20 protein-coding genes and 1 tRNA gene are annotated in these 20,497 nt (G+C 46.7%); 11 read left to right on the forward strand and 10 right to left on the reverse strand.

From position 1 onward, the window contains the following. Positions 1 to 13: 13 nt before the first annotated feature. Both csb2 and cas7u read right to left on the reverse strand, forming a co-directional pair. Entirely contained in the window at positions 14 to 1,369 is a 1,356-nt protein-coding gene (csb2, locus tag P6910_RS17155) for a type I-U CRISPR-associated protein Csb2 (protein ID WP_317142494.1), read from the reverse strand. 1 nt (position 1,370) lies between these two features. Continuing rightward, positions 1,371 to 2,603, reverse strand: a complete 1,233-nt coding sequence (cas7u, locus tag P6910_RS17160; RefSeq protein WP_317142495.1) for a type I-U CRISPR-associated RAMP protein Csb1/Cas7u — start codon at positions 2,601 to 2,603, stop codon at positions 1,371 to 1,373. Positions 2,604 to 2,951: 348 nt separating this feature from the next. Here cas7u and P6910_RS17165 point away from each other — a divergent pair, with 348 nt between their 5' ends. Then, positions 2,952 to 3,818, forward strand: a complete 867-nt coding sequence (locus P6910_RS17165; protein ID WP_317142496.1) for a DUF5655 domain-containing protein — start codon at positions 2,952 to 2,954, stop codon at positions 3,816 to 3,818. A 161-nt stretch (positions 3,819 to 3,979) separates the two neighbouring features. Here P6910_RS17165 and P6910_RS17170 read toward each other — a convergent pair. The 3 genes from P6910_RS17170 to P6910_RS17180 all read right to left on the reverse strand — a co-directional run bounded on the left by P6910_RS17170 (position 3,980) and on the right by P6910_RS17180 (position 5,416). Continuing rightward, a tRNA-Arg gene (locus P6910_RS17170) sits at positions 3,980 to 4,056 on the reverse strand. 127 nt (positions 4,057 to 4,183) lie between these two features. Then, positions 4,184 to 4,393 carry a hypothetical protein gene (locus P6910_RS17175; protein WP_317142497.1) on the reverse strand — a complete coding sequence of 70 codons (210 nt, stop codon included), beginning with the start codon at positions 4,391 to 4,393 and terminating at the stop codon, positions 4,184 to 4,186. 117 nt (positions 4,394 to 4,510) lie between these two features. Further along, complete coding sequence (locus P6910_RS17180) at positions 4,511 to 5,416, reverse strand: multidrug DMT transporter permease (RefSeq protein ID WP_317142498.1); 906 nt, start codon at positions 5,414 to 5,416, stop codon at positions 4,511 to 4,513. Positions 5,417 to 5,667: 251 nt separating this feature from the next. Here P6910_RS17180 and P6910_RS17185 point away from each other — a divergent pair, with 251 nt between their 5' ends. The 3 genes from P6910_RS17185 to P6910_RS17195 all read left to right on the forward strand — a co-directional run bounded on the left by P6910_RS17185 (position 5,668) and on the right by P6910_RS17195 (position 8,434). Then, on the forward strand, positions 5,668 to 6,390 hold the full coding sequence (locus tag P6910_RS17185) for a VacJ family lipoprotein (RefSeq protein WP_317142499.1): 723 nt from the start codon (positions 5,668 to 5,670) through the stop codon (positions 6,388 to 6,390). A 295-nt stretch (positions 6,391 to 6,685) separates the two neighbouring features. Continuing rightward, the gene (locus P6910_RS17190; protein ID WP_317142500.1) at positions 6,686 to 7,858 is read left to right on the forward strand and encodes a response regulator; all 1,173 of its coding nucleotides are present in this window, start codon (positions 6,686 to 6,688) and stop codon (positions 7,856 to 7,858) included. Further along, positions 7,859 to 8,434 carry an STAS domain-containing protein gene (locus P6910_RS17195; RefSeq protein WP_410493841.1) on the forward strand — a complete coding sequence of 192 codons (576 nt, stop codon included), beginning with the start codon at positions 7,859 to 7,861 and terminating at the stop codon, positions 8,432 to 8,434. It begins immediately after the preceding gene. Between the two features lie 64 nt (positions 8,435 to 8,498). Here the strand turns inward: P6910_RS17195 and dusA are convergent, their stop codons facing one another. Next, entirely contained in the window at positions 8,499 to 9,512 is a 1,014-nt protein-coding gene (gene dusA, locus P6910_RS17200; protein WP_317142501.1) for a tRNA dihydrouridine(20/20a) synthase DusA, read from the reverse strand. A 449-nt stretch (positions 9,513 to 9,961) separates the two neighbouring features. On the opposite strand from dusA, the gene P6910_RS17205 reads away from it, so the two are divergent. From P6910_RS17205 to P6910_RS17225, 5 genes are all read left to right on the forward strand, one after another. After that, positions 9,962 to 10,153: a hypothetical protein gene (locus P6910_RS17205; RefSeq protein WP_317142502.1), complete on the forward strand. Its 192-nt coding sequence runs from the start codon at positions 9,962 to 9,964 to the stop codon at positions 10,151 to 10,153. Positions 10,154 to 10,390: 237 nt separating this feature from the next. Beyond that, complete coding sequence (locus P6910_RS17210) at positions 10,391 to 12,085, forward strand: hypothetical protein (protein WP_317142503.1); 1,695 nt, start codon at positions 10,391 to 10,393, stop codon at positions 12,083 to 12,085. Between the two features lie 95 nt (positions 12,086 to 12,180). Beyond that, complete coding sequence (locus P6910_RS17215) at positions 12,181 to 13,098, forward strand: DMT family transporter (protein WP_317142504.1); 918 nt, start codon at positions 12,181 to 12,183, stop codon at positions 13,096 to 13,098. Further along, positions 13,098 to 13,808, forward strand: a complete 711-nt coding sequence (locus P6910_RS17220) for a tRNA1(Val) (adenine(37)-N6)-methyltransferase (protein ID WP_317142505.1) — start codon at positions 13,098 to 13,100, stop codon at positions 13,806 to 13,808. Before P6910_RS17215 ends, P6910_RS17220 begins: the two co-directional genes overlap by 1 nt. Positions 13,809 to 14,093: 285 nt before the next feature. Then, a complete protein-coding gene (locus P6910_RS17225) occupies positions 14,094 to 14,489 on the forward strand; it encodes a helix-turn-helix transcriptional regulator (protein ID WP_317142506.1) in 396 nt (131 codons plus the stop codon). A gap of 55 nt (positions 14,490 to 14,544) precedes the next feature. Here the strand turns inward: P6910_RS17225 and P6910_RS17230 are convergent, their stop codons facing one another. The 4 genes from P6910_RS17230 to P6910_RS17245 form a co-directional block, all read right to left on the reverse strand. Continuing rightward, positions 14,545 to 16,278 (reverse strand): hypothetical protein, encoded by a 1,734-nt coding sequence (locus tag P6910_RS17230; protein WP_317142507.1) that lies wholly within the window; start codon positions 16,276 to 16,278, stop codon positions 14,545 to 14,547. 168 nt (positions 16,279 to 16,446) lie between these two features. Next, the gene (locus tag P6910_RS17235) at positions 16,447 to 17,112 is read right to left on the reverse strand and encodes an amino acid ABC transporter permease (RefSeq protein WP_317142508.1); all 666 of its coding nucleotides are present in this window, start codon (positions 17,110 to 17,112) and stop codon (positions 16,447 to 16,449) included. A gap of 68 nt (positions 17,113 to 17,180) precedes the next feature. Then, on the reverse strand, positions 17,181 to 17,996 hold the full coding sequence (locus P6910_RS17240; protein ID WP_317142509.1) for an amino acid ABC transporter substrate-binding protein: 816 nt from the start codon (positions 17,994 to 17,996) through the stop codon (positions 17,181 to 17,183). Positions 17,997 to 18,177: 181 nt separating this feature from the next. Continuing rightward, positions 18,178 to 19,242: a class I SAM-dependent methyltransferase gene (locus tag P6910_RS17245; RefSeq protein WP_317142510.1), complete on the reverse strand. Its 1,065-nt coding sequence runs from the start codon at positions 19,240 to 19,242 to the stop codon at positions 18,178 to 18,180. Positions 19,243 to 19,471: 229 nt separating this feature from the next. Here P6910_RS17245 and yciA point away from each other — a divergent pair, with 229 nt between their 5' ends. Next, a complete protein-coding gene (gene yciA, locus P6910_RS17250; RefSeq protein WP_317142511.1) occupies positions 19,472 to 19,855 on the forward strand; it encodes an acyl-CoA thioester hydrolase YciA in 384 nt (127 codons plus the stop codon). A gap of 10 nt (positions 19,856 to 19,865) precedes the next feature. Further along, positions 19,866 to 20,489: a uridine kinase gene (gene udk, locus P6910_RS17255; RefSeq protein ID WP_317142512.1), complete on the forward strand. Its 624-nt coding sequence runs from the start codon at positions 19,866 to 19,868 to the stop codon at positions 20,487 to 20,489. Positions 20,490 to 20,497: the final 8 nt, after the last annotated feature.

Below are 20,497 nucleotides of genomic sequence, written 5' to 3' on the forward strand. Positions count from 1 at the left end.
AACCGCCTCCCTATTACCTTGGCAAACCTTCAGGGGCAAAAAGACCGAGTCCGAAGAAACGCTTAGCTCCCAACACTATTGGCCCGTATACAGGACGGTCAAACTCCAGCGAGATATGGAAGAAGGGTCTGAAAGGCTCTCCTTTTTTTCTAGTTACTTTAAATGCTTCGCTGGAAGGCACTCCGCTCAGGCAGCTTTGCTTTGAAATATGAATATTTACCGGATCAGGGAGCCCCATATTTCTACATGCCTGACACAGGATATCTGTCTTGGTATTCCCAGCTGACTTTCTTGGGTGTCGGTCAAATACGACAGGGGTTACGGACTCCCAATATTTCGATGCTTGCGCCCACCTTGATGGCTGTAGTGTTTTTCTAGGATCATTCGCCCCCGAACCAATATCAAAACATTGACCGTTAAAATTAAGTTTCTTCAGCTTGAATAAAGTTTCCAGAATTTTTTGTCTGTCACAGAAATCAATATCTTTGGGTAAAGCCACTGCGAAACCGGGAATCTGACCATTGGCATGTTCATGTAATCCCACAAAAGGTAGAGGTAGAAAAGCAAGATGCTGACCTTTTCCATGGCCATGAAGGATATCTGGTGCCCTGTCTCCAGCGAGTGACAATAATGCTTTCCTGATACTGCTGGATAAAATCAATGTGGACTCAACGCTCTGTGCTGATTTTCCATGCAAGGTAAAAACATAAAAATCTCTGGCATCCCAATAAGGGTTAGCTAATGGTTCAGGTTCAACTGCAACACATTTATTTACTGACTTGTAGAATTGGCCATTAGCTGGCCTTGCTCTTGGGTCCAGCCCTAATTCGAAAATATCCTCCTGCTCCTGAAAGCGACCCTTGGTAGGAACCCTTAAGAAAATATTTCCGACCATTGAGGGAATATAATTTGGCTCCGGCTCATCAGTTGAAATCCAGGAGCATACAGCTGATTTAGAAGTTCCAAGATAGGACAAATGCTCTACCAGATAATTCAATGCATCATAAATGGCTTTGTCTGGCTTTGCGCCCCAAATAAATTGAATTAGTGGCACCTCAGGAATGGCACAGGGAAACGTTCGAGGCTGTTTAAGTCGATGTTCTTTCAAAGTTGACTGATCATTTACTGGCACAAAAGCCGTTGAAACGGACCGAAATTGTGCTTCCGAGCAAACAATAGAGGGAGGCTTTTGTTCTTCTAACCAGCATAAGGCCTTTTTCGTTTCTTCCTTACCGCCAAGATGAAAATGCGTGGCCTGTAAAGCCGAATATAAACGCCCCGGGTGCGGAGGCCATTCAGCCTTATCCCGATCGCTATAATCGCCTGCGTAATATCGACCAGCTAATAGTTCTACGGCAATATTTAACATCTCAACCCCCCTCTACATCAGAGAGAGCTCGGCTTTTAGAGATCAGCTTTTCCAATTTATCCGATGCTTTCAACTCTACCGGCGCAGCATTCCAACGGACACCTGCTTTCTTCAATTTTTTAACTGCGTAATTCAATGCATCCAGTGTATCTTTTGAATCAAGCGGCAGGGACTCTTTTTCTTTTGCTGTCTTACCAATGATAGTAACCACAGGCTCATCCGATGGGATGAGTAAACATCTTGAACGAAGGTCATAACCCTGATCATATTGCAATGCCAGACCATGTAACCCTAAAAGGGCCAGCACCATTCTACAAATGTGATCTCGCTCTTCGGAAAGCTCACCCGTATCAAGATCCGGGAAACGCATCTTCCGAATCTGGGTCAGGGAAAGGACCGCTGTTTGTTCAATCTGTTCACAGGTAACACCACCCAGCTCAGAAACCGTAGGTGGAATATTACCATGGCCTATGGCCGATGGTTTTCCATCACCTGTATTTGACCGACTTGAAATTGGTACTGGCTTTTGATTTTTCTTCTCCGCCTCTTCTTCATCAAGAGTCCAGAGGCTTTCTGTATCCTCCGCTTTATAAATAGTGGCTGCATCTTTATTGATAGCAACGGGATCGATTCGCCCTCCAACCCTTTTCCCCCCAATAACACCGATTGCGTTAATTTCAGATGTCAGGCATCGCTGCAACCTTACTCCCAATCCGTTGTTCCGGTTATGTGAATCCCAGCCTCCTAATAACAACGTAACAGGATGTTGCTCAAAAAGAGCAGTAGCATTTACAAAGTCACTGGAAGTTATTAATTGACCTAACTCTGTTTGTCTAAAAGGCACATCGTTTAAGAGACTATCACGAACTATCGCATCATAAAGCCGATGCGGTAATTCAAGAACACTAATATTTTTATTAATGGATTCAAAAGTAATCTGAATATCTGGTAATCCCAAACTCCCTGACTTCATTTTCTGTAAGATTGCATCTTCTATCCTGTTGGCCTGCGAAGCTACTGAATCGAGAAGAGTACACTGCAATTCTTTTCCATTTGATATTCTTTTCTCTGACGCATATTCACTCTTCTTGTCATCAGAGCGATGCTTATAAGTAGGTGGAAAAACTTTATCCTCAGCACCACCCGCAGGCTCAAGGAACAGCTTCATTCTCACAGCTGATGCCTTATTCATCAATGCTGCATCGATAGAATCGAAAAGTTTGTTTTTGGACATCATGTCCTCCTTTTAATAATGTTCTGTTTATTTTGATTAACATATTAAATCCACATATCAAAATATTAGTCATAATATCTGGCCATTGTTAATATGAATTCGAAACATAAAAAATATTTTTTTATTTCTTTTAAGAATATAAGTAAGCGAAAAAGCGACGATAAAACAGCGTTGAGGCGAACTAAAAAATCCATTCTGAAACACACATTAATCTGAGCAATAGGGCTGGCGCTATTGAGTGTTGCGAAATGCTATTGCAATGGCTTCACCATACCAATTTTGAAAATAAAGATAAGATCCAGATTTCCGAGAACTATGAATACCTCAAAATAACAGGCTCACGGCCCAATGAACTTTACAAAACTGCAAACTCTCAAGCTCAAGAAACACCCAAAGCTCAATGAAAAGTGGTTACAGGATGTCATCTACAACTTCCCAGAGATTCTGGGAATTGGTGATGTATTCGTTAGAGACAGAGAAAGAGTTCAGCCGTGCGCAGGGAGGCTTGACTTACTGCTCGAAGATAACAACGGCAATGGCCGTTATGAAGTAGAAGTCCAGTTGGGTGCTACCGACCCATCCCATATGATTCGTACTATGGAATACTGGGATATCGAAAGAAAAAGGCATCCCCAATATGATCACACCGCAATTCTTATTGCTGAAGATATTACCAGTCGATTTTTAAATGTCATCAGCCTGTTAAACGGCGCGATACCAATCATGGCCCTTCAAGTCTCAGCAATAGAAACCTCTGAAGGTGTTGGATTGTTGTTTACTAAAGTACTGGATACGACCGCATATTACGGCGTAGCCAGTGAAGATGAAAACATAGGTGACTCCGCTAACCGACAATACTGGGAAAATGAAAAAGCCAACCCTGAAACAACTGCTATTGCAGATGATGTATTAAGAATTGCCCAGACCATCAACCCAGATATTACGATGAACTATACAAGGAGGTACATCAGCTTCAACTTGAATGGCTATTCCAAAATTTTTGCTACCTGCACCCCTCTGCAGAACAATATGACCCTGAGTATCAGACTTTCACGAACCAGTGAAGTGGATCAGCTTTTGGCAAACTCAAACCTGGACCTTCTGGAATACGATAAAAGGAAAGGCTACCGACTCAAAGTCACCAAAAAGTCTCTGGAAGCAAATCGTCTGATGATAACAGACTTACTGAGGGATGCTTTTGAATTCAAAAGCTGATCTTAGCAACGGATGACAGGAAGAAATTTAAAGGCAGTTTTAACTGTATGTCTTAGGAAATCCCAGATAAAGCAAAATAGAAACCCACACCCATACCTACACCCAGCGGCAAAAACCAGGGAAGAAAAAATAGCTACAAGGAGATAAGTACTTGAAAAATATGGCGCTCCCTGGAGGATTCGAACCTCCGACCTGCCCCTTAGGAGGGGGCCGCGCTATCCAGCTGTGCCAAGGGAGCATAGAAAAGCCAGCGGGTGGATCGTTCCGGCTGGCTCACTCTCATTTTAACGAATCGATGAAATTTTTCCAAGAATTAAAGTCGTTCTGCGCACTGTCTTTAGATAAATCCCTGTCGGCGAAATCAGTCAGTTGCTTTTGTCATTCAGATGAACCCGGTCACTCAGAACTGATTCAAGTTTTCTCTCGAAAGCGAGCAGTTTATCTGCCACTCTGGCACTGTCAACTCTCAGCTCACCTGCAAGGTAAGCTTTTCTCAGAGCCAGTAACCGTGCCTCATTACGACAACTGGGTAAACTGCTGCGAGTCTCGGTTTCGTTCTTTCGGCTATCGTCCATGATTCCTCCTGATTACTAAGCGTCTGATAGTCTCACAAGATATTTTCAGCTTCCAGTGCCAAAACATGGCTTTTTTACCATTCAGGTTTCATGCCAGATTCATTTACTTATGCATCGTCAGATACTTACCAGAATCAAGCCGGAAACAATGAATCCGGTGCCCCACCATTTTTGTGACGACCCCCTCTCTCCAAGCAGAAAAACACCCATCAAAACACCTACAGGAATGCTGGTTTGTCGCAAAGCCACAATCAGGCTGACATTATCAGCAAATGCCATGGCGGCCAGTACGATGCTGTAAGTAGAGAACATCGCCACTCCTGTAAAAAACAGAGCCCCCCGATGAGATGCAAACAACTGTGCGATTTCCCTTCGCTGCTTCTGAAAAGGAAATGTGAGAAGCACCAGCCAGAGGCTGGTTGTGACGGCCTGAAGAATCAAATAGAGCAGAGCACTTTTGAAGGCCACCCCTTCAACGGGCCACAGCGCTCTCATCAACATAAGAGCCTGACTGTCAACCACAGAATATCCCGTAATACCCACAGCAGCGATTACTGCAAAGGCCGTTGCAGAATTCAGGTAGTGAGACCACCTTATATCACTCCAGTGCCGCAGTGGCAGGATGATACAGCCTGAAACAATCAGACTGAATGCCAGCCATTTATCCGATGAGAGCTCCGCTCCCCAACCTAATAAACCGATAACCGGTGGAACCAGAAGAACAGGTAGGGCACGCGAGACCGGATACATCAACGACATATCACCAAAACGGTATGATTGACCCAAACCCAGGTAGTAGATGGCCTGAAACAGACCACTCAGAATCAACAAATGCCAAATTTCCCGGGAAATTTCTCCCAACCAGTCGATATAGAAAAGCAACAGAGGTATAAAAGCCAGCATCCCCAGTATTACGGAGAGGGTAAAGCTGGCTCCTGAAGGCCTGACTCTTTTGCCAAGACAGTTCCAGCCGGCATGCATGAAAGATGAAACGAATACGAGAATAATTGCCAGGTTGTCCAAACGTATACTCCTTAGCTGGCATGGTCAGAAAGTATCCTTAACGGACACCGTAAAATAGATACAGGCTCATGGTTTTGGCAGAATCAGAGAAGGATTGAGAGATTTTTATACATTTTTAAGATTTTTGAATCCGTGAAAGATCAATATCCGTACGAATTATTTCACTCAATCGTGAAATGATTCAAACTATAACTCTACACACACGATGATTTGGGCTAGTTTCGAACAACAAGGAAAGCGAGGACAGGAACGTGAAACGCTTACTGGCTGCAAACCTGAAAAATACTCTAAAAAATATGGTTAAAGTAATACCCGCCCTGCTACTGGCAGGATATATCTCAACTGCCGGTGCTGCTGTTGTCTCCTATGACGACCCTTGGGAGCGAGCGAACCGTGCAATCTTTTCATTCAATCATACTCTGGACGCCTATACCCTGAGGCCAGTGGCCAGAGGCTATGATGCAGTGACTCCCAAACCCATTCAGCAGCTGGTCACTAACTTCTTCTCAAACCTCGGCGAGATCCGTAATGCTGCCAACGCTTTGTTACAGTTTAAAGGCGGTGAGGCATTGGCTTCAGTTGGACGCTTTGGCATTAACTCCACGGTAGGTATGCTGGGACTGGTTGATGTCGCCACCCCACTGGGCATTGAACAGCAATATGAAGACTTTGGCCTCACGCTTGCCCACTGGGGCACTCCCTCCGGACCTTATGTTGTGCTTCCGTTTCTCGGGCCCAGAACACTCAGATCCGGTATCGGCTTATTGCCGGACTCCATGTTGAACCTTCAGGGACAATTTGAGCCAGAACGGGATCGATGGGTTGCCAGAGGAGTGGACATTGTCAACACCCGTTCCTCCCTGCTCAGCGCTGAAGATTTGATTGTGGGTGATAGCTATACCTTTGTTCGGGATGCCTATCTGCAACGTCGTGAATACCTGATCACAGGTCAGCTGCCAGAAGACGACTTCTGACAGCTAGTACCTCTTCAAATGCCCTGAATCAGGTTACTAACCCACTGATTCGGGGCGTAATTGACCAGTTCTGCCTCGATATAATCGGACGATCAGACCAGAAGAAGCAGAACCTCAGCTCCGGATAGATTTCCTTGCTTTACCTTCCCTCAGCTTGCAGCGAGGCCGGGTTGAGAGTATGTTTCATCACAGACAAATCAATAATGGTTTAACGTCAGATGCACTCTGTTTTCCTTGACGTAGATTTTCCTGACAAAGGTTCGGACAGATCTCTCCAGCAGGCAGGATTATAAATATGACCAGCAGTACCATCCTGGTCATTGATGATGACACAATTGTCAGAGAAAGCATCGTAGCCTATCTCGAAGACAGCGGATTCAATATTCTTCAGGCAGAAAATGGTGAGCAGGGGCTGGCAGTATTCAAAGAGACTTCCCCAGATCTGATTCTCTGTGACCTTCGGATGCCGAAGATGGATGGACTGGCAGTGCTTCGAAACGTCCGGGAGATGTCTCCAGATACCCCCTTTATTGTGGTTTCCGGTGCCGGTGTCATGACCGATGTCGTTCAGGCATTGCGCCTTGGTGCCAGTGATTACATCATCAAGCCTATCGTCGATCTGGAAGTTCTTGAGTACGCCATTAATCGAGCTCTTGAAAATGCCCAGCTGATACTTGAAAACCGCCGCTACCGTGAAAGCCTTGAAGAGGCCATTCACTCACTGGAAAACAACCTGCACCTGCTGCAGGAGGATCAGAAGGCCGGTCGCCAGGTACAGATGAAGATGCTACCTCAGGAGCCCCTGATTTTTGAAAATTTCAAGGTCGACCACCAGATCATCCCGTCTCTCTACCTCAGTGGCGACTTTGTTGACTACTTCGTCCTGAACGAGCACAGTTTTGCCTTTTACCTGGCTGATGTCTCCGGCCATGGTGCTTCTTCAGCCTTTATCACGGTATTACTGAAACACATGTCCATGAACCTGCTTAAGGAATATCAGTCTCATGGGGGACGGGTCAGGGTAAAACCTTCCCATGTGCTGAACTTCCTCAACCGTAGCCTTCTCGAAACCGGTCTGGGTAAACATGTTGCAGTCTTTGGCGGTGTTGTCGACACCCGTGATAAAAAGCTGACTTATGCCTTTGGCGGTCACTACCCTCTGCCCATTCTTTCCACGCCGGAAGAGACCCGCTGTATTGAAGGCCGGGGGTTGCCCGTAGGGCTATTTGAAGACGCCACTTTTGAAGATGTCACCATTGACTTGCCCGAGCAATTTACCTTGACTATCCTGTCCGACGGTATTCTGGAGGTACTGCCACAGCAGACACTTCAGGAGAAGGAAGACTACTTGTTGTCTGTTATTAAAGAGGGAGCCGTCACCGTATCAGCACTGACAGAAAAGCTGGGGCTAAAAACCATGAAAGCCGCTCCAGATGACGTTGCCATGCTGATCCTGGCTCGAGACTGAATGACTACTGGAAAGATACTGTTCGCAAAAAGCGATGGCACTTATGTTCTAAAACTGGTGGGAGAAGTGCGGCTAACCCTCTGTGCTTCTCTTGAAAAGATGCTCAGCAAGCCTGATTTCACTTCTGTCATTATTGACCTGACCGACACCGACACCATTGACAGCACCTCTCTGGGCCTTCTGGCCAAATTGTCGATTCAAACTAAAAAAAATCTGGGACTGGTACCAGTTATTATTTCTACCAAAGATGACATCACCCGAATTCTACTGAGTATGGGGTTTGACAGGGTGTTTGTAATTGTCAGGGAGCTGGAAGGCTATGAAAAACTGAACCTGAATCTGAACATGCATGACATTGCGTGCGATGGAAATCTGGAGCAGTCCACTCAGGCCAGGAAAGTCCTGGACGCCCATAAGGTATTGATGGGTCTGAACGAAGAAAACCGGGAAACTTTCAGTGGACTGGTGAAGCAGCTTGAGCAGATTCAAGCCAATGACCCTGATGAAGACAAAAATCCAGATGAAGATAAAAATCTAGATGATGAAGATGAACAGGAAGATAAAAACGGGAGCTGAAGACCGACTCTAGAGAGAAGGTTTCAGCTCAACGCCACTGCCACAGGGATTTTTTTGTACTAAATCAGGCTGCGTCCTGCGCCCTTTCCCTCAGACTTTCAACCTGCCTGACCGCTGCAAGCAGCACCTCTGACCCCGCGCCTTTTTTATGAGCATTTTCGCTGATATAGCGACGGAACTTACGGGCTCCGGGCTGCCCCTGGTAAAGACCCAGCATATGACGGGTTATGTGACTCAGGTATGTGCCTTTTGCCAGTTCGGATTCAATGTAAGGCAGCATTTTCTCAACAACCTGATGACGCTCAATCACTGGTTTTCCGGTACCGTATAGACGATTATCGACTTCAGCCATCAGATAGGGATTATGGTAAGCCTCCCGGCCCAACATAACACCATCCACATGCTCCATATGCTGTTCAATCTCGGCAAAGGTTCCTATGCCGCCATTGATGGTAATTTCCAGTTGCGGGAAATCTTTTTTCAGCTGATAAACCAACTCAGGCTTAAGAGGAGGAATATCACGATTTTCCTTGGGAGACAGACCTTCAAGAATTGCGATACGCGCGTGCACAATGAATGTTTCGCAACCGGCTTCAGCCACTTTTCCGACAAAATCCACCAGCTCCTCATAGGAATCACGACCGTTTATGCCAACCCTGTGCTTCACTGTTACCGGAATATCCACCGCCTGTTTCATGGCTTTGACCCCTTCTGCAACGGTCTCGGGTTCTGCCATGAGGCAGGCGCCAATGCGACCATTCTGAACCCTGTCACTGGGACAGCCTACGTTCAGGTTGATCTCCTGGTATCCGGACTGTTCTGCATACTGGGCTGACCGGGCAAGATGTTGAGGGTCATGACCACCCACCTGAAGGGCCAGTGGATACTCTTCAGGATTGTGTCTGAGAAAACGGTCTTTATCGCCAAATACCAGGGCCCCGGTGGTCACCATTTCGGTATAAAGCAGGGAGTGCTCCGACAGCAGACGGTGAAAGTAACGGCAATGTCTGTCCGTTAATGCCATCATGGGGGCAACGGAAAACTTACGGTCCAGGGGTTTGGGCTGAGTCACTGGCATAATGGTTTTCAAAATTAGAGAACGGGTAATGATATACCAGAAAGCCCTTTTCGGCAGTAAGGATCACTCATTCTCGACTGTGGTATGGCGTCACCCGGATAAGTAATTTGCCCCGCTCATTCTGCTCATTCCAAAGCAACCCTATTTTCAGCTGAATTTGTCAGCCTTAACCGCGGGAGCCTGCATCCAGATGATGCCGTCAAAAAAATACCAAACGTCAAAAGAGTGACAGTCAGAAAGAAATCCGATACCTTAGTCTGTAACAGCTGAAGAACATTGGGAGTATGTTTCAGGGCTGCAAATCTGAAAGGCTTTAAGGCTTAACAGTAATAATTTCAGATCGGAGAAAATAGAAATACTGCGTTCATCGACAACTGATTAAACAATTTACCGCTTTAAATCTTTCCCGTTTTAAAGTCTTAAAAACAGCATCGTAAAGGAAGACGATCATGTATAATCCAGGACTCGACAGCAAACGGTTATTTGAGGATGCTACCCACCCTGGTGGCGAAATAGACGACATCCGTTATCCGGAATACCTTATCTCCCTCCAATCAGACAGCAATCAGGAGCCTCTGGCCTGTGATGGGTACACCTCCGAGCCCCTCTACCAGACAGATAAGTACCTGCCGCAGGTTTGACAACGGCAAATATTCTGGAAAACGAGGCAGTATCGTTTTCCAGAGATGCACGAAAAAATCAACCTCCTACTCCTCCTCTCTTCCAATACGGCAAAACCGGTCTGGACAACAAACTGAAAGCTTTAGGTTATACCGGCAACTAAATTGTCGATACATATACTGAGAAAATCGCCAAACACCGGGCTCAGGCCTTTAATATCGGGTAGCTGAAAGATTGAAATTGCCAGGGTAGGCAGGATGCACATTTTAAGCAGCGTTTATCATGGATTGTCCGGATTTGCCCGAACCGTCAAGGATAATGTGGTTTCCCGCTTCCGGGGAAAAAAGACCGAAGTAGTCAAACATCCCGTTCGTAAAATGACCGGAAAAAAAGCCAGTAGCTCTGATTCCCGGCATCGCCCTGTTACCAGTAAAGGCTTCCTTCTGGCCAAAAAGCTTTCCGATCAGTCACTGCCTGCCCACAAGGTCTCCGGTGTTGAACTCCCTCCCCGATTTCCATACGTAGAAACACCGAATGAAAACCAAACTTTTTCTGAACCGTCGTCACGAGCCAGAAGAATCCTGACAGCGCTTATGCCGGGCAATAACGCAGTGCCAGAAGACTCAAACATATCTTTCAAGCAAGCCAAAAGGTGGCAAATCCGAAGGCTGCGTAAGGGCCTGCAAACCATTAAAAGAGAAACCGGGCTGAATGTCTCAATCCGCAACTTTGATCATCAGGCAGCCAAACTCACAGATTTTCTAACGGGTAACGGAGCCACTCCGGGTTATCAAGACATAAAATTCTTCTGCGACACTGTCACAAACGTCATGGAAAAAGCAGACTCACTGCCTCGTCTGGTCAAACTGGCGGTGACTGAATACATGTTTGTACTGTCAGATCTGGGACAGGCCGCTCAGCTCAAGGCACTGGAAAAGAGGCAGCAACTGGCTAAGCGATTCTTACCGGGCCAGGATGGCTTCAAAGCTCACTGTCTGCGGCGAAACATAGATCCGGACTCGGCCCTGAACCTGCACGACCTCAAACAGTTTCAGGAAAAACTGATGGGTTGGCATGAACCGCGGGGACAATGGCATCAGGGGCTGGTTGAAAGTCTGGAACTCAGTAGCATGGAAGCATTGACCGAGAGACTGAAAGCGGAGCTGGAGATCTTTATCGATAAGATCGAGGGCGATGCTCCCGAACCCGGAAAAGCAGCAACGATATACAACAATGAGCAGATACAGGCAGAAGTCAGCAGACTGTACGCCCAACACGGTGTCGGGGATTTACCCGACCGACAACCAAACCCTATGGTGACATCTGCAGCTGAGCAACATCCTGTTTTGCAAAGTGCGACCCAATATCAGGTTCAACCTTCCGGAAACCTTCAAAACCATTCTGTGACGCCACTTGAAAAGGCCCGGTTACATCATTGGGTATTTGAGCAGCAATTAGCCGATGTGAGAGCCAGCCATGAATTCGATGCACCGGAGCAGGTGTTCAATATCCCCACCTACCCTCTGCCTACACTGGTATTGAGAAACAGCAGGGGAGTACGAATAGACTCAGACTTCATGAAAAATCCAGAGCTTGATGAACCGGCCTTTACAATGCATGTCGTTCATTGTGATAAGGAGGATGTCAGGCAAATCGATCAGGCTCTTCTGAATACACCGGGATTTGAAAGCAAAGAAATTCTGGATCGGTTCAAGGATACGATGCAAAGCTTCACACATCAGTGTTATCAATATGCCATTGGTACCTCACTACCCAGTAAAGTCTTCTCGGAAAATGACACTCATCTCATCCATGACTCCCGTCAGCGCATCAACAGTGCCATGGAAACTCTGCTGGCAAACCCTGAGGCCGACACGACAACTGCCTTCCACTACCTGAGGATGCAGGAAGCGGTGCTGGAAAACTTCCTGAAAATGAACGGCATGAGCTGACTCTGGTAAATCTTCATGGCGAAAAGCAGATTGTCGTGATATAAGACGCGTTTCAGCCGCCTGAGCCAGTACCCACTATAGCGACTTGAAACAGTATGTCTTCACAAACCAAAGCCTGCCTTTATGCTCTGGCCACTGCCCTGATGTGGTCCACCGTTGCTACCGCCTTCAAGCTTACTCTCAACCATCTTGATCCATGGCAAATGGTATTCTGGTCGGTGTTAACTTCAACCCTGCTTCTGGGTGCTTTTGTCATTGCCCAAGGCAAGTGGCTGCAACTGATCCAACAGGGCAGAGAGCACTTTGGACTTTACATCCTGTTAGGTTTTCTTAACCCTTTCCTCTACCACATCGTCCTGTTTGGTGGTTATGACCTGTTACCCGCCCAGCAGGCTCAGGCACTGAATTACAGCTGGCCTCTGGCGCTCACATTGCTGGCTGTGCCACTGCTGGGTAACAAGCTCAGTTTCAAGGATGGCATCTGTTGTCTCATAGCCTACCTTGGAGTCGTAATCATCAGTACCCGGGGGGAGCTGCAAAATCTCAACTTTGGTAACCCACAGGGCGTAATTCTGATGCTTTCCAGCACCCTGGTCTGGGCCTTGTACTGGATTTTAAACGCCAGAAATAAGGGTGACTCACAGGTTGGCTTGCTGCTGTGCTTTCTGTTCGGATTACCCTGGATCACCATAGCCGTATTCTGGAAGTCCAGTGTCTGGCCTATTCCTGTGGAAGGTCTCAGTGGGGCTCTGTATATAGGACTGGTCGAGATGGGATTTGCCTATATTATCTGGCTCAAAGCCCTCAAACTGGCAGAAAACACCTCTGTCATCAGCAACATCAGCTATCTAAGCCCTTTTCTTTCACTGATATTTATCGCCAATATTCTGAACGAGAGCATTCATCTGTCTACTTATGTGGGACTGGTACTGATTGTTGCAGCCGTCGTATTTCAACGAAGAAAAGCAGCGTCTGAAAAGCCTTCAGAGGCTCCGGTAATGAGCAACCATTGATGGCAAGAAACAGTTATTTTCAATTCAAACAGTTCAGGATAGAACAGGGCCAGACTGCCATGAAGATTACCACCGACGCCTGTATTCTTGGCGCCAGAGCAGAGGTGGAAAACAGTCAATCCATTCTTGATATTGGTGCCGGAACCGGCCTGCTCAGCTTAATGGCAGCCCAAAGATCGACAGCCTGCATTGATGCGGTTGAACTGGATGATCAGGCGGCTATTCAGTCCCGGGAAAATTTCTCAGCCAGTCCATGGAAGAGTCGTCTGCAGTTACATCACTGCTCCATTCAAACGTTTATGCCTGAAAAACGCTATGACTGTATACTCAGCAACCCCCCCTTCTTTGAGAATGCCTTTAAAGCCCCCTGCGACAGGCGATCACTGGCACGTCACACAGACAGTTTGAGTTTTCTGGAGCTGGCTGAAAATATTGACAGACTGATGTCTGAGGAAGGCAAAGCCTGGATTCTGTTGCCGGTTGAATCCAGCCCAGTGTTTTTGGAAGCGCTCCACCAAGCCACAAACTTGAAGCTGGAGCGAACCCTGGCTATTCGCTCTTCTGACACTCATAAAAATCATCGTCACCTGCTGGTTCTGGGGCATTCCGGATCAAGACATAAGCTTGAGCAGATCACGATATACAGCGAACACCCAGCGTACACAACTGAGACTATAGACCTTCTCAGGTCGTATTATTTAAAGCTTTAACTGCTTACTCCCTGTCTAGCAGCCTGTCGGACTTAAGCGTCCGTAGCGAGGATTGCAAGAAATTGAGGATAAAAATCTCTGTTTCTGAGGAGAATAGCGAGCTATTTGACGAAGAAACAGGGATTTTTAGACCAATTTATTGCAACCGCACGACTGCATGGATGCAGGAGCTAGAGCAACGCAGGAGCAGTTGCCGTGTAGGACAGTCTTAAGTCCGACAGGCTGCTAGTCTGCAACAATATACAAACACTAGAGAGAAGGGCTTCGTCCCTCCGGAGTTTTGAAATGGCTGAAATATTGAATCACGAAGGAAAACCAGCTTTCGTTGTCATGCCTTACGATGAATACTTGGCGATGTTAAAAAAGATGCAAGATGCCGAAGACTCTGAAGCCTTCAGAAAGGCGAAAGCAGACCTCCTCAACGGAGAGGATGAGATTTTGCCTAATAAGGTCACAAACAGGCTTATGAACGGTGATAACCCCGTTACCGCCTGGAGGGAGTACAGAGAGTTCAGCCAAAAAGGGCTACATGAAAAGTCAGGCGTATCGACTTCCATGATCAGTCAGATCGAGAGTGGACAAAAAACCGGGTCTATAAAGACTATAAGGAAGCTATCAGAGGCTTTAAATATCGATGTAGACGACATTGTCGCTTATCAGAAAATGGATAAGGAATCCTGAAAAAACGGCACCCATAGGTCAGGTGCCGTTTTTTTTGTTTATTCTTTGAACAGGGCTAGAAAGTATTTCTATTGTTTTGGGAACCTTTTTCAGAGCCCTGGGATGGATCCTCTGATTCACTCGTATCTGGCTCTCCAAAGGCTTCCCATTCATTACCAAAGCCTTGTGGCGGTGGCAATGGACTGGATACAGGTGATGTGGTATCAGTGGGCCAGGGAGCCAATTTAAACACCTCTGAAGGAGCCTGTTGTTCTTGTAAATCCGAAAGAAATGGGTCAGTAGATGGTATTGAAGCGCCTCCCGTAAAACGGTTATTCACTGCCGGTTGAACAAGGGGAGGAGTCTGACCAAAAGGGGGAATAGGCAAGTACTCCAGGTGCTCAGCCGTACCTTTTTCTGTTCTGGTCACTGATTCTTCCAGTTGCTTAAAGCTATTGACACCGTATCTGGCCTGGGCTTCTTTCGTCAACACATCCAGGTTATAGCCCGGGTGTTCACCCAGTCCCAACTCTTCACCATATGTGGAGAGGAAGTCGACCACCCGGCTTGTGCTGTCAGCATCCTGGGTTGCAAACCTTCTCAGTTTTGACAAAGTTTCCTGGAAACTTCTCAGGTGGTGATATTCCCACATTCTTTCTGAATCAAAACTGCCAACACCATTTTCCTTATCGATATCAACCCTGATTTTATCAATCTCAGACTGAACGTCACTGGCAAACAGAGACCAGTCATTGTGCATGAGTCGAACCGCTTCCAATACCAGACGGTCTTTATAGACGGGCTCACCCTGCGGCCAGTTTTCTTTGGCTGCACACATATAATAATCCAAACCTGGCAAACGCTTGGAGTGCCCCGCTTCTGCTGTGGCAAATTGAAGCTTGTCAGTACCCCAGATCATCTGTCTGTTACGCTGGGCTCTGACCAGGGTATTGTGTTCTGAATGCTCATCAGGATTATCAACAAAGGCAATAATGTCTTTGTAAACTCTGTTTCTGTACTTGTCACTGATCTCTCTGATACGGGAATCAATATCCAGACGATCCTGAGTCACACTGGCGATATTATCGGTGACACCCTGAACAAGATTGAAGGCATTACTTTTCTGCAAGCCCAGAGTTTTCACGTGAACCCTGATGGCATCGCGAAGAGCAGCCTCAGTATTAAACTGGCCTCCCAGCTCCTTATACTTAAGTTCTGTAGCCCAGTGTCTGAGGTCAGCCAGAAAGTATTGCGAGTCCTTCATGTTTTGTTCCAGTCGAACTACTTCTCTGCGTTCTTCCGGAGTCACAGGACGTTTCTGCATTTTGGCATCAAACGCTACTCTTGCTTTGGCATAAGCTTCAAGATCGGTTTCAAACTGTTTATTAGCTTCTTTCAGTGCGCTTGATTTAACCTTAACCAGGTAATCAACAGTGGTTTTGCTACCATCAGGGCCAACATCTCGAGACCTCACCTCAAAGCCAGCTTGCTTCTTGAGAAATTCTGACTGATCAGGGCTTAGAGGAATACCTTCTTTACTTTTTGCCTTGATACGGTTCCCCATCAAGGCTTCCTCAGCCCTGATCTGGACAACCCTTCTGGCAGTGATACGAACCCTGGGGATACGGTCTGAGATACCGTGGGCAAGACGTTTGGCATGAAAGGCCGCTATTTTCATTCCCTGGACGAAGCGGCCCCAGTTTCTAACCAGCACTTTTTTAGGGTGCAATGCCTTGACTTGCTGTGACACTTCACTCTTGAAATGAGCAAGCCGGGGTACCAGGGACTCTATGCGTGTTCTTAAACTCATCCTGACCTCTCCATGGTCAAACGCGGTCATAACTTTTCGTTAGTATAGGAAAAAATTAGAATGAATAACGCCGATATTAGTAGAAGTCAGAATAACAACATTATAAATTCAGAATCACCGCGGAAGAGAGGCGGGTGCCGTAGATTCGGCATCCGCAAAACAGAACAACTAAATGTATGCTCGATTGAGTCTTGCTTCAGCCCTCTTCTGGAGCCAGGTGCATACTAACACCACTCCCCAGTAAATCAGCGCCACACTGAGGTAACTTTCGAAAAAGCGGAAGCTGCTGGCGGCTTCCATCTGGGCACGGGCCATGATCTCAACAACCCCCAGGGTAAAGGCAAGTGATGTGCTCTTGAGCAGATCGATCCCATTGTTCATCAATCCGGGAAAAGCCACTCTTGCCGCCTGAGGAATAACAATTCTTCTCATGCCCTCAGCCCGGGTCATACCGACACTCAAAGCAGCTTCCATCTGCCCCGCATGGACACTAATAATCGCTGCCCTCATGCTTTCTGACATATAGGCGGCAAAATGCAGACCCAGACCGATGATCACAGCCACTATGGCAGGCATACCTGCAAGAGCAGGTACCAACTGTGGCAGGCCATAGTAGAACAGGAAGAGCTGGACCAGCAGCGGCGATCCCCTGAAGAAAGAGATATACAGATCAGCCAAATGATGAAGATAAAAGGGCCGGGCAATTTTTACCAGAGCCAGAACAAGACCCAGAGACAGGGATAACACCAGACCACCCAGTGTCATATACAATGTCGTATCCAGATTCATAGCAACTGTCGGAAGCATTCCGACAGTGTATTCAAAATCCATCATTCAAATGCCTGTAGCTGACTTCGGAACAAACGAGGCAGTATTCCAGAGAACAGTAATGGATGAAAGGTTTATCCTGCAGGTTTAGCAGTAATGTCTCCACCGAACCATTTAGCGGAAATAGAGGCCAGAGTTCCGTCTTCAGCCATGGCAGCCAGAGCAGAGTTCACCTGATCTCTCAGAGCCAAACCCTCTTCATCATTGACGAAGGGCATAGCATTTTTCAGGACCTCAATCGGCTCACCGGCTAACTTCAGCGGTAAATCAGACTTGTCAATCAGGGCCATTACACTGACACGGTCCATAACAAAAGCATCAGAACGTTTAAGCACTACATCTTGCTCAATGCCGGTATCGTAGGTAACCACATTGATTTTGTTCTCCGGGTCATTCTGACGCAGGATCGCTTCAAAGTTAGAGCCCAGATTCACAGCAACTCTCTTGCCTGCCAGATCATCAACTGACTTAATATCATTGTTGTCTTCGTGGACTGCTATCTGAGCACCGTCGTAAACATAAGGCTCGGAGAAAGCATAACGTTCGGCACGAGCTTCAGTCAGCGTAATCTGGTTGGAAATAGTGTCCAGCTGACCCGCTTCCAGCATGCCAAACAGACCAGAGAATGGCGCCGTAACAAACTCAACATCTTTATTCAGGCGATTAGCGATCTCCTTCCAGAGATCAACTTCAAAGCCTTTCAGTTCACCCTGCTCCATAAAAGTGAACGGGTAATAGGTGCCAGACATTCCGACTTTAACGACAGAAGTCTTAACTTCATCATTGCCTGCCTGCGTCTGAGCAGACTGATCATCAGAGCAGCCAGCCAGCACTAAAGACATAGCCAGAGTGACGGTGGTTATAGCTTTTTTAAATGTAAGACCGAACATGAATGTCTCCCTAAAAACAGCTGTGGGCAATGTGCTCAACCACTCATTTAATCTAATGAAATGAGGTCTTGACGGCTGCTTGCCCATAATCAGGAGCGCAGATTATCAGCGTCACCAGTTATAACTGAAATAACATTTTTAGCAGTTTTTATACAAAAATGTTATATGAATATTTTTGCGATCAGCGTTTGAAAGCCTGATAGATTGAGAAACCTTTTTTTACGACAAGTGTTTTACAATCTCCGAAAGCCTGTCTGATGATCGGTTCATAGCGGAGGAAACTGTTCGCCACAATTCTCAACTCCCCTCCTTTCTTTAGCAGGTCGGCCGACCGGACAAGAAACTGTTCCGTTACTGCATAATGCGTCTTGACACCCTGATGAAATGGAGGATTGGAAACGACCAGGTCAAACTCACCAGTGAGTTCAGATAAACCGTCGCTGGCGACCACGTTAAAATGCCTTACGTTATTTTCCTGCAGGGTACGGGTTGAACTTTCCAGAGCCAGAGCATCAGAGTCCACCAGAGTATAATGTCCGTCGGGATTCAATTGCCCCAGAAAGCCGGCTATCACTCCGGCACCACAGCCAAAATCGAGAACACGTTCGGCCGTACAGTGATCAAAGGTATCCAGAAGTACTGCAGTACCCAGATCAACACGTCCATGGCTAAATACACCGGGTAAAGAGAATAACGGCATAAATCTATCACGAACTTTAAGCTCATAAGCACTGTAATAATCCGGCCTGGAGAACTCAACGCCATTGTGCAGATAGCCTGAAGCTTCAATTAAACTGCAATGACGTGCATTATCCATGTTTTTGACTTCAGAAAAGTTCTGCTTGAGTCGCTTGCGCCAGGATTTGATGCCTTCACTGTTTTCACCCGTCAGCCAGACGACAGCGTCTTCTTTTAATAAGGGTGCAATCATCGCCAGCCAGAAATCCATCAGGGGTTTGCTTTTCTGAAGGAAAACCAGCACGCCATCAAAGCGGACTGTTGTCGATTCAACCACAGACCCATAGTGAAGGGTCAACTGACTGTTTGCAGACCAGTCCTCTTTAACGGCCCTGTAGACTGAAAAGTCTCGAGTCAGCCCGTAAACTTCTTCTGCAATGCCTTCCTGAAGAATGACTCTTCCCAGACCATCAGCAGGCATACCCAGCATGAGCATCTTATTGCAGCTCAGCCATTCACTGTTACGAACCACCAGCTGACTTGGATTAGAAAGAACTCGAGCGCTCATAGCATCCTTCAATCAATCAAATAAAATCACAGGGCAGAATAATATTCTATTAATGCGAAAACGTCATAAAATCTATGGCTTATTGATGAGCTATTTATTGGCCAGGTGGCTGACCTTCCGGGCTTAATTCGCTTGTGTACGTACATTTTCTGAAACTACCGATTTACATGATCTTCCATCGCTTTTAGCATTTGAGCCAGATTTTTTTCGTGTTCACTGGAGACTCCTCATGCCCGAGCCACAGGGAGAGCTTATGCTCAGAACGCTCGCCATGCCCGCAGACACCAATCCTAACGGTGACATTTTCGGTGGCTGGCTAATGTCACAAATGGATATTGCCGGTGGTATCGCTGCCAATCAGAGAAGTCACAGCCGGATTTCTACTGTAGCCGTTGAATCTATGTCATTTCACCATCCGGTCAATGTCGGTGATGTAGTCTGTTGTTACGCTGAGGTCATTCACGTTGGCACCACTTCTATGCGGATCAAGCTGGAGGTCTGGATCACAAATATGCCTTTTCGTCAGCAACGCATCAAAGTGACGGAAGGCGTCTTTACCTTCGTAGCCATTGATGAACAGGGTCGCCCTCAACCTGTGGATAGAGAAAAATAACGGAATATAAATGCTAAAACAAAAAACCATTCTGGTCGGCGTTGCCGGTGCCTCTGCTTCCGGCAAAAGTCTGCTGGCCAGCACTCTGGTCGAAGAACTACAGTCTCAGCACGTTTGTGTCATCTCCGAAGATTCTTACTACAAGGATCAGACGCACCTGGCTATGAAGCAGAGAGTTCAGACTAACTATGATCATCCTGAGTCCATGGATCATGACTTGATGCTGGAGCATATGAAGCTGCTCATAGAAGGTCAGACAGTGGATGTGCCGCTATATGATTACACAGAGCACAACCGTAAAAAGGAAACCCGCACAGTCCCCCCTGCCCGGGTTGTTCTGATTGAAGGCATTCTGTTGTTTACCCGTCCGGATATCCGTGAAACCTTTGATCTTCGTTTCTATATGGACACACCACTGGACATCTGTCTGATAAGACGACTGAAACGAGATACTCTCGAACGGGGCCGTGATGTTGATTCGGTCATCAGACAATATCTGGAAACGGTTCGCCCAATGTTCTTGCAATTCATTGAGCCTGCCCGCCAGCACGCCGATCTGATCATTCCCCACGGTGGCAAGAACAGAATTGCCATCGACCTGATCAAAACCAAGATTCAGGATCTGATTGATTAATTCATGCA

The organism is Endozoicomonas sp. 8E, from assembly GCF_032883915.1.
Classification (GTDB): Bacteria; Pseudomonadota; Gammaproteobacteria; order Pseudomonadales; family Endozoicomonadaceae; genus Endozoicomonas_A.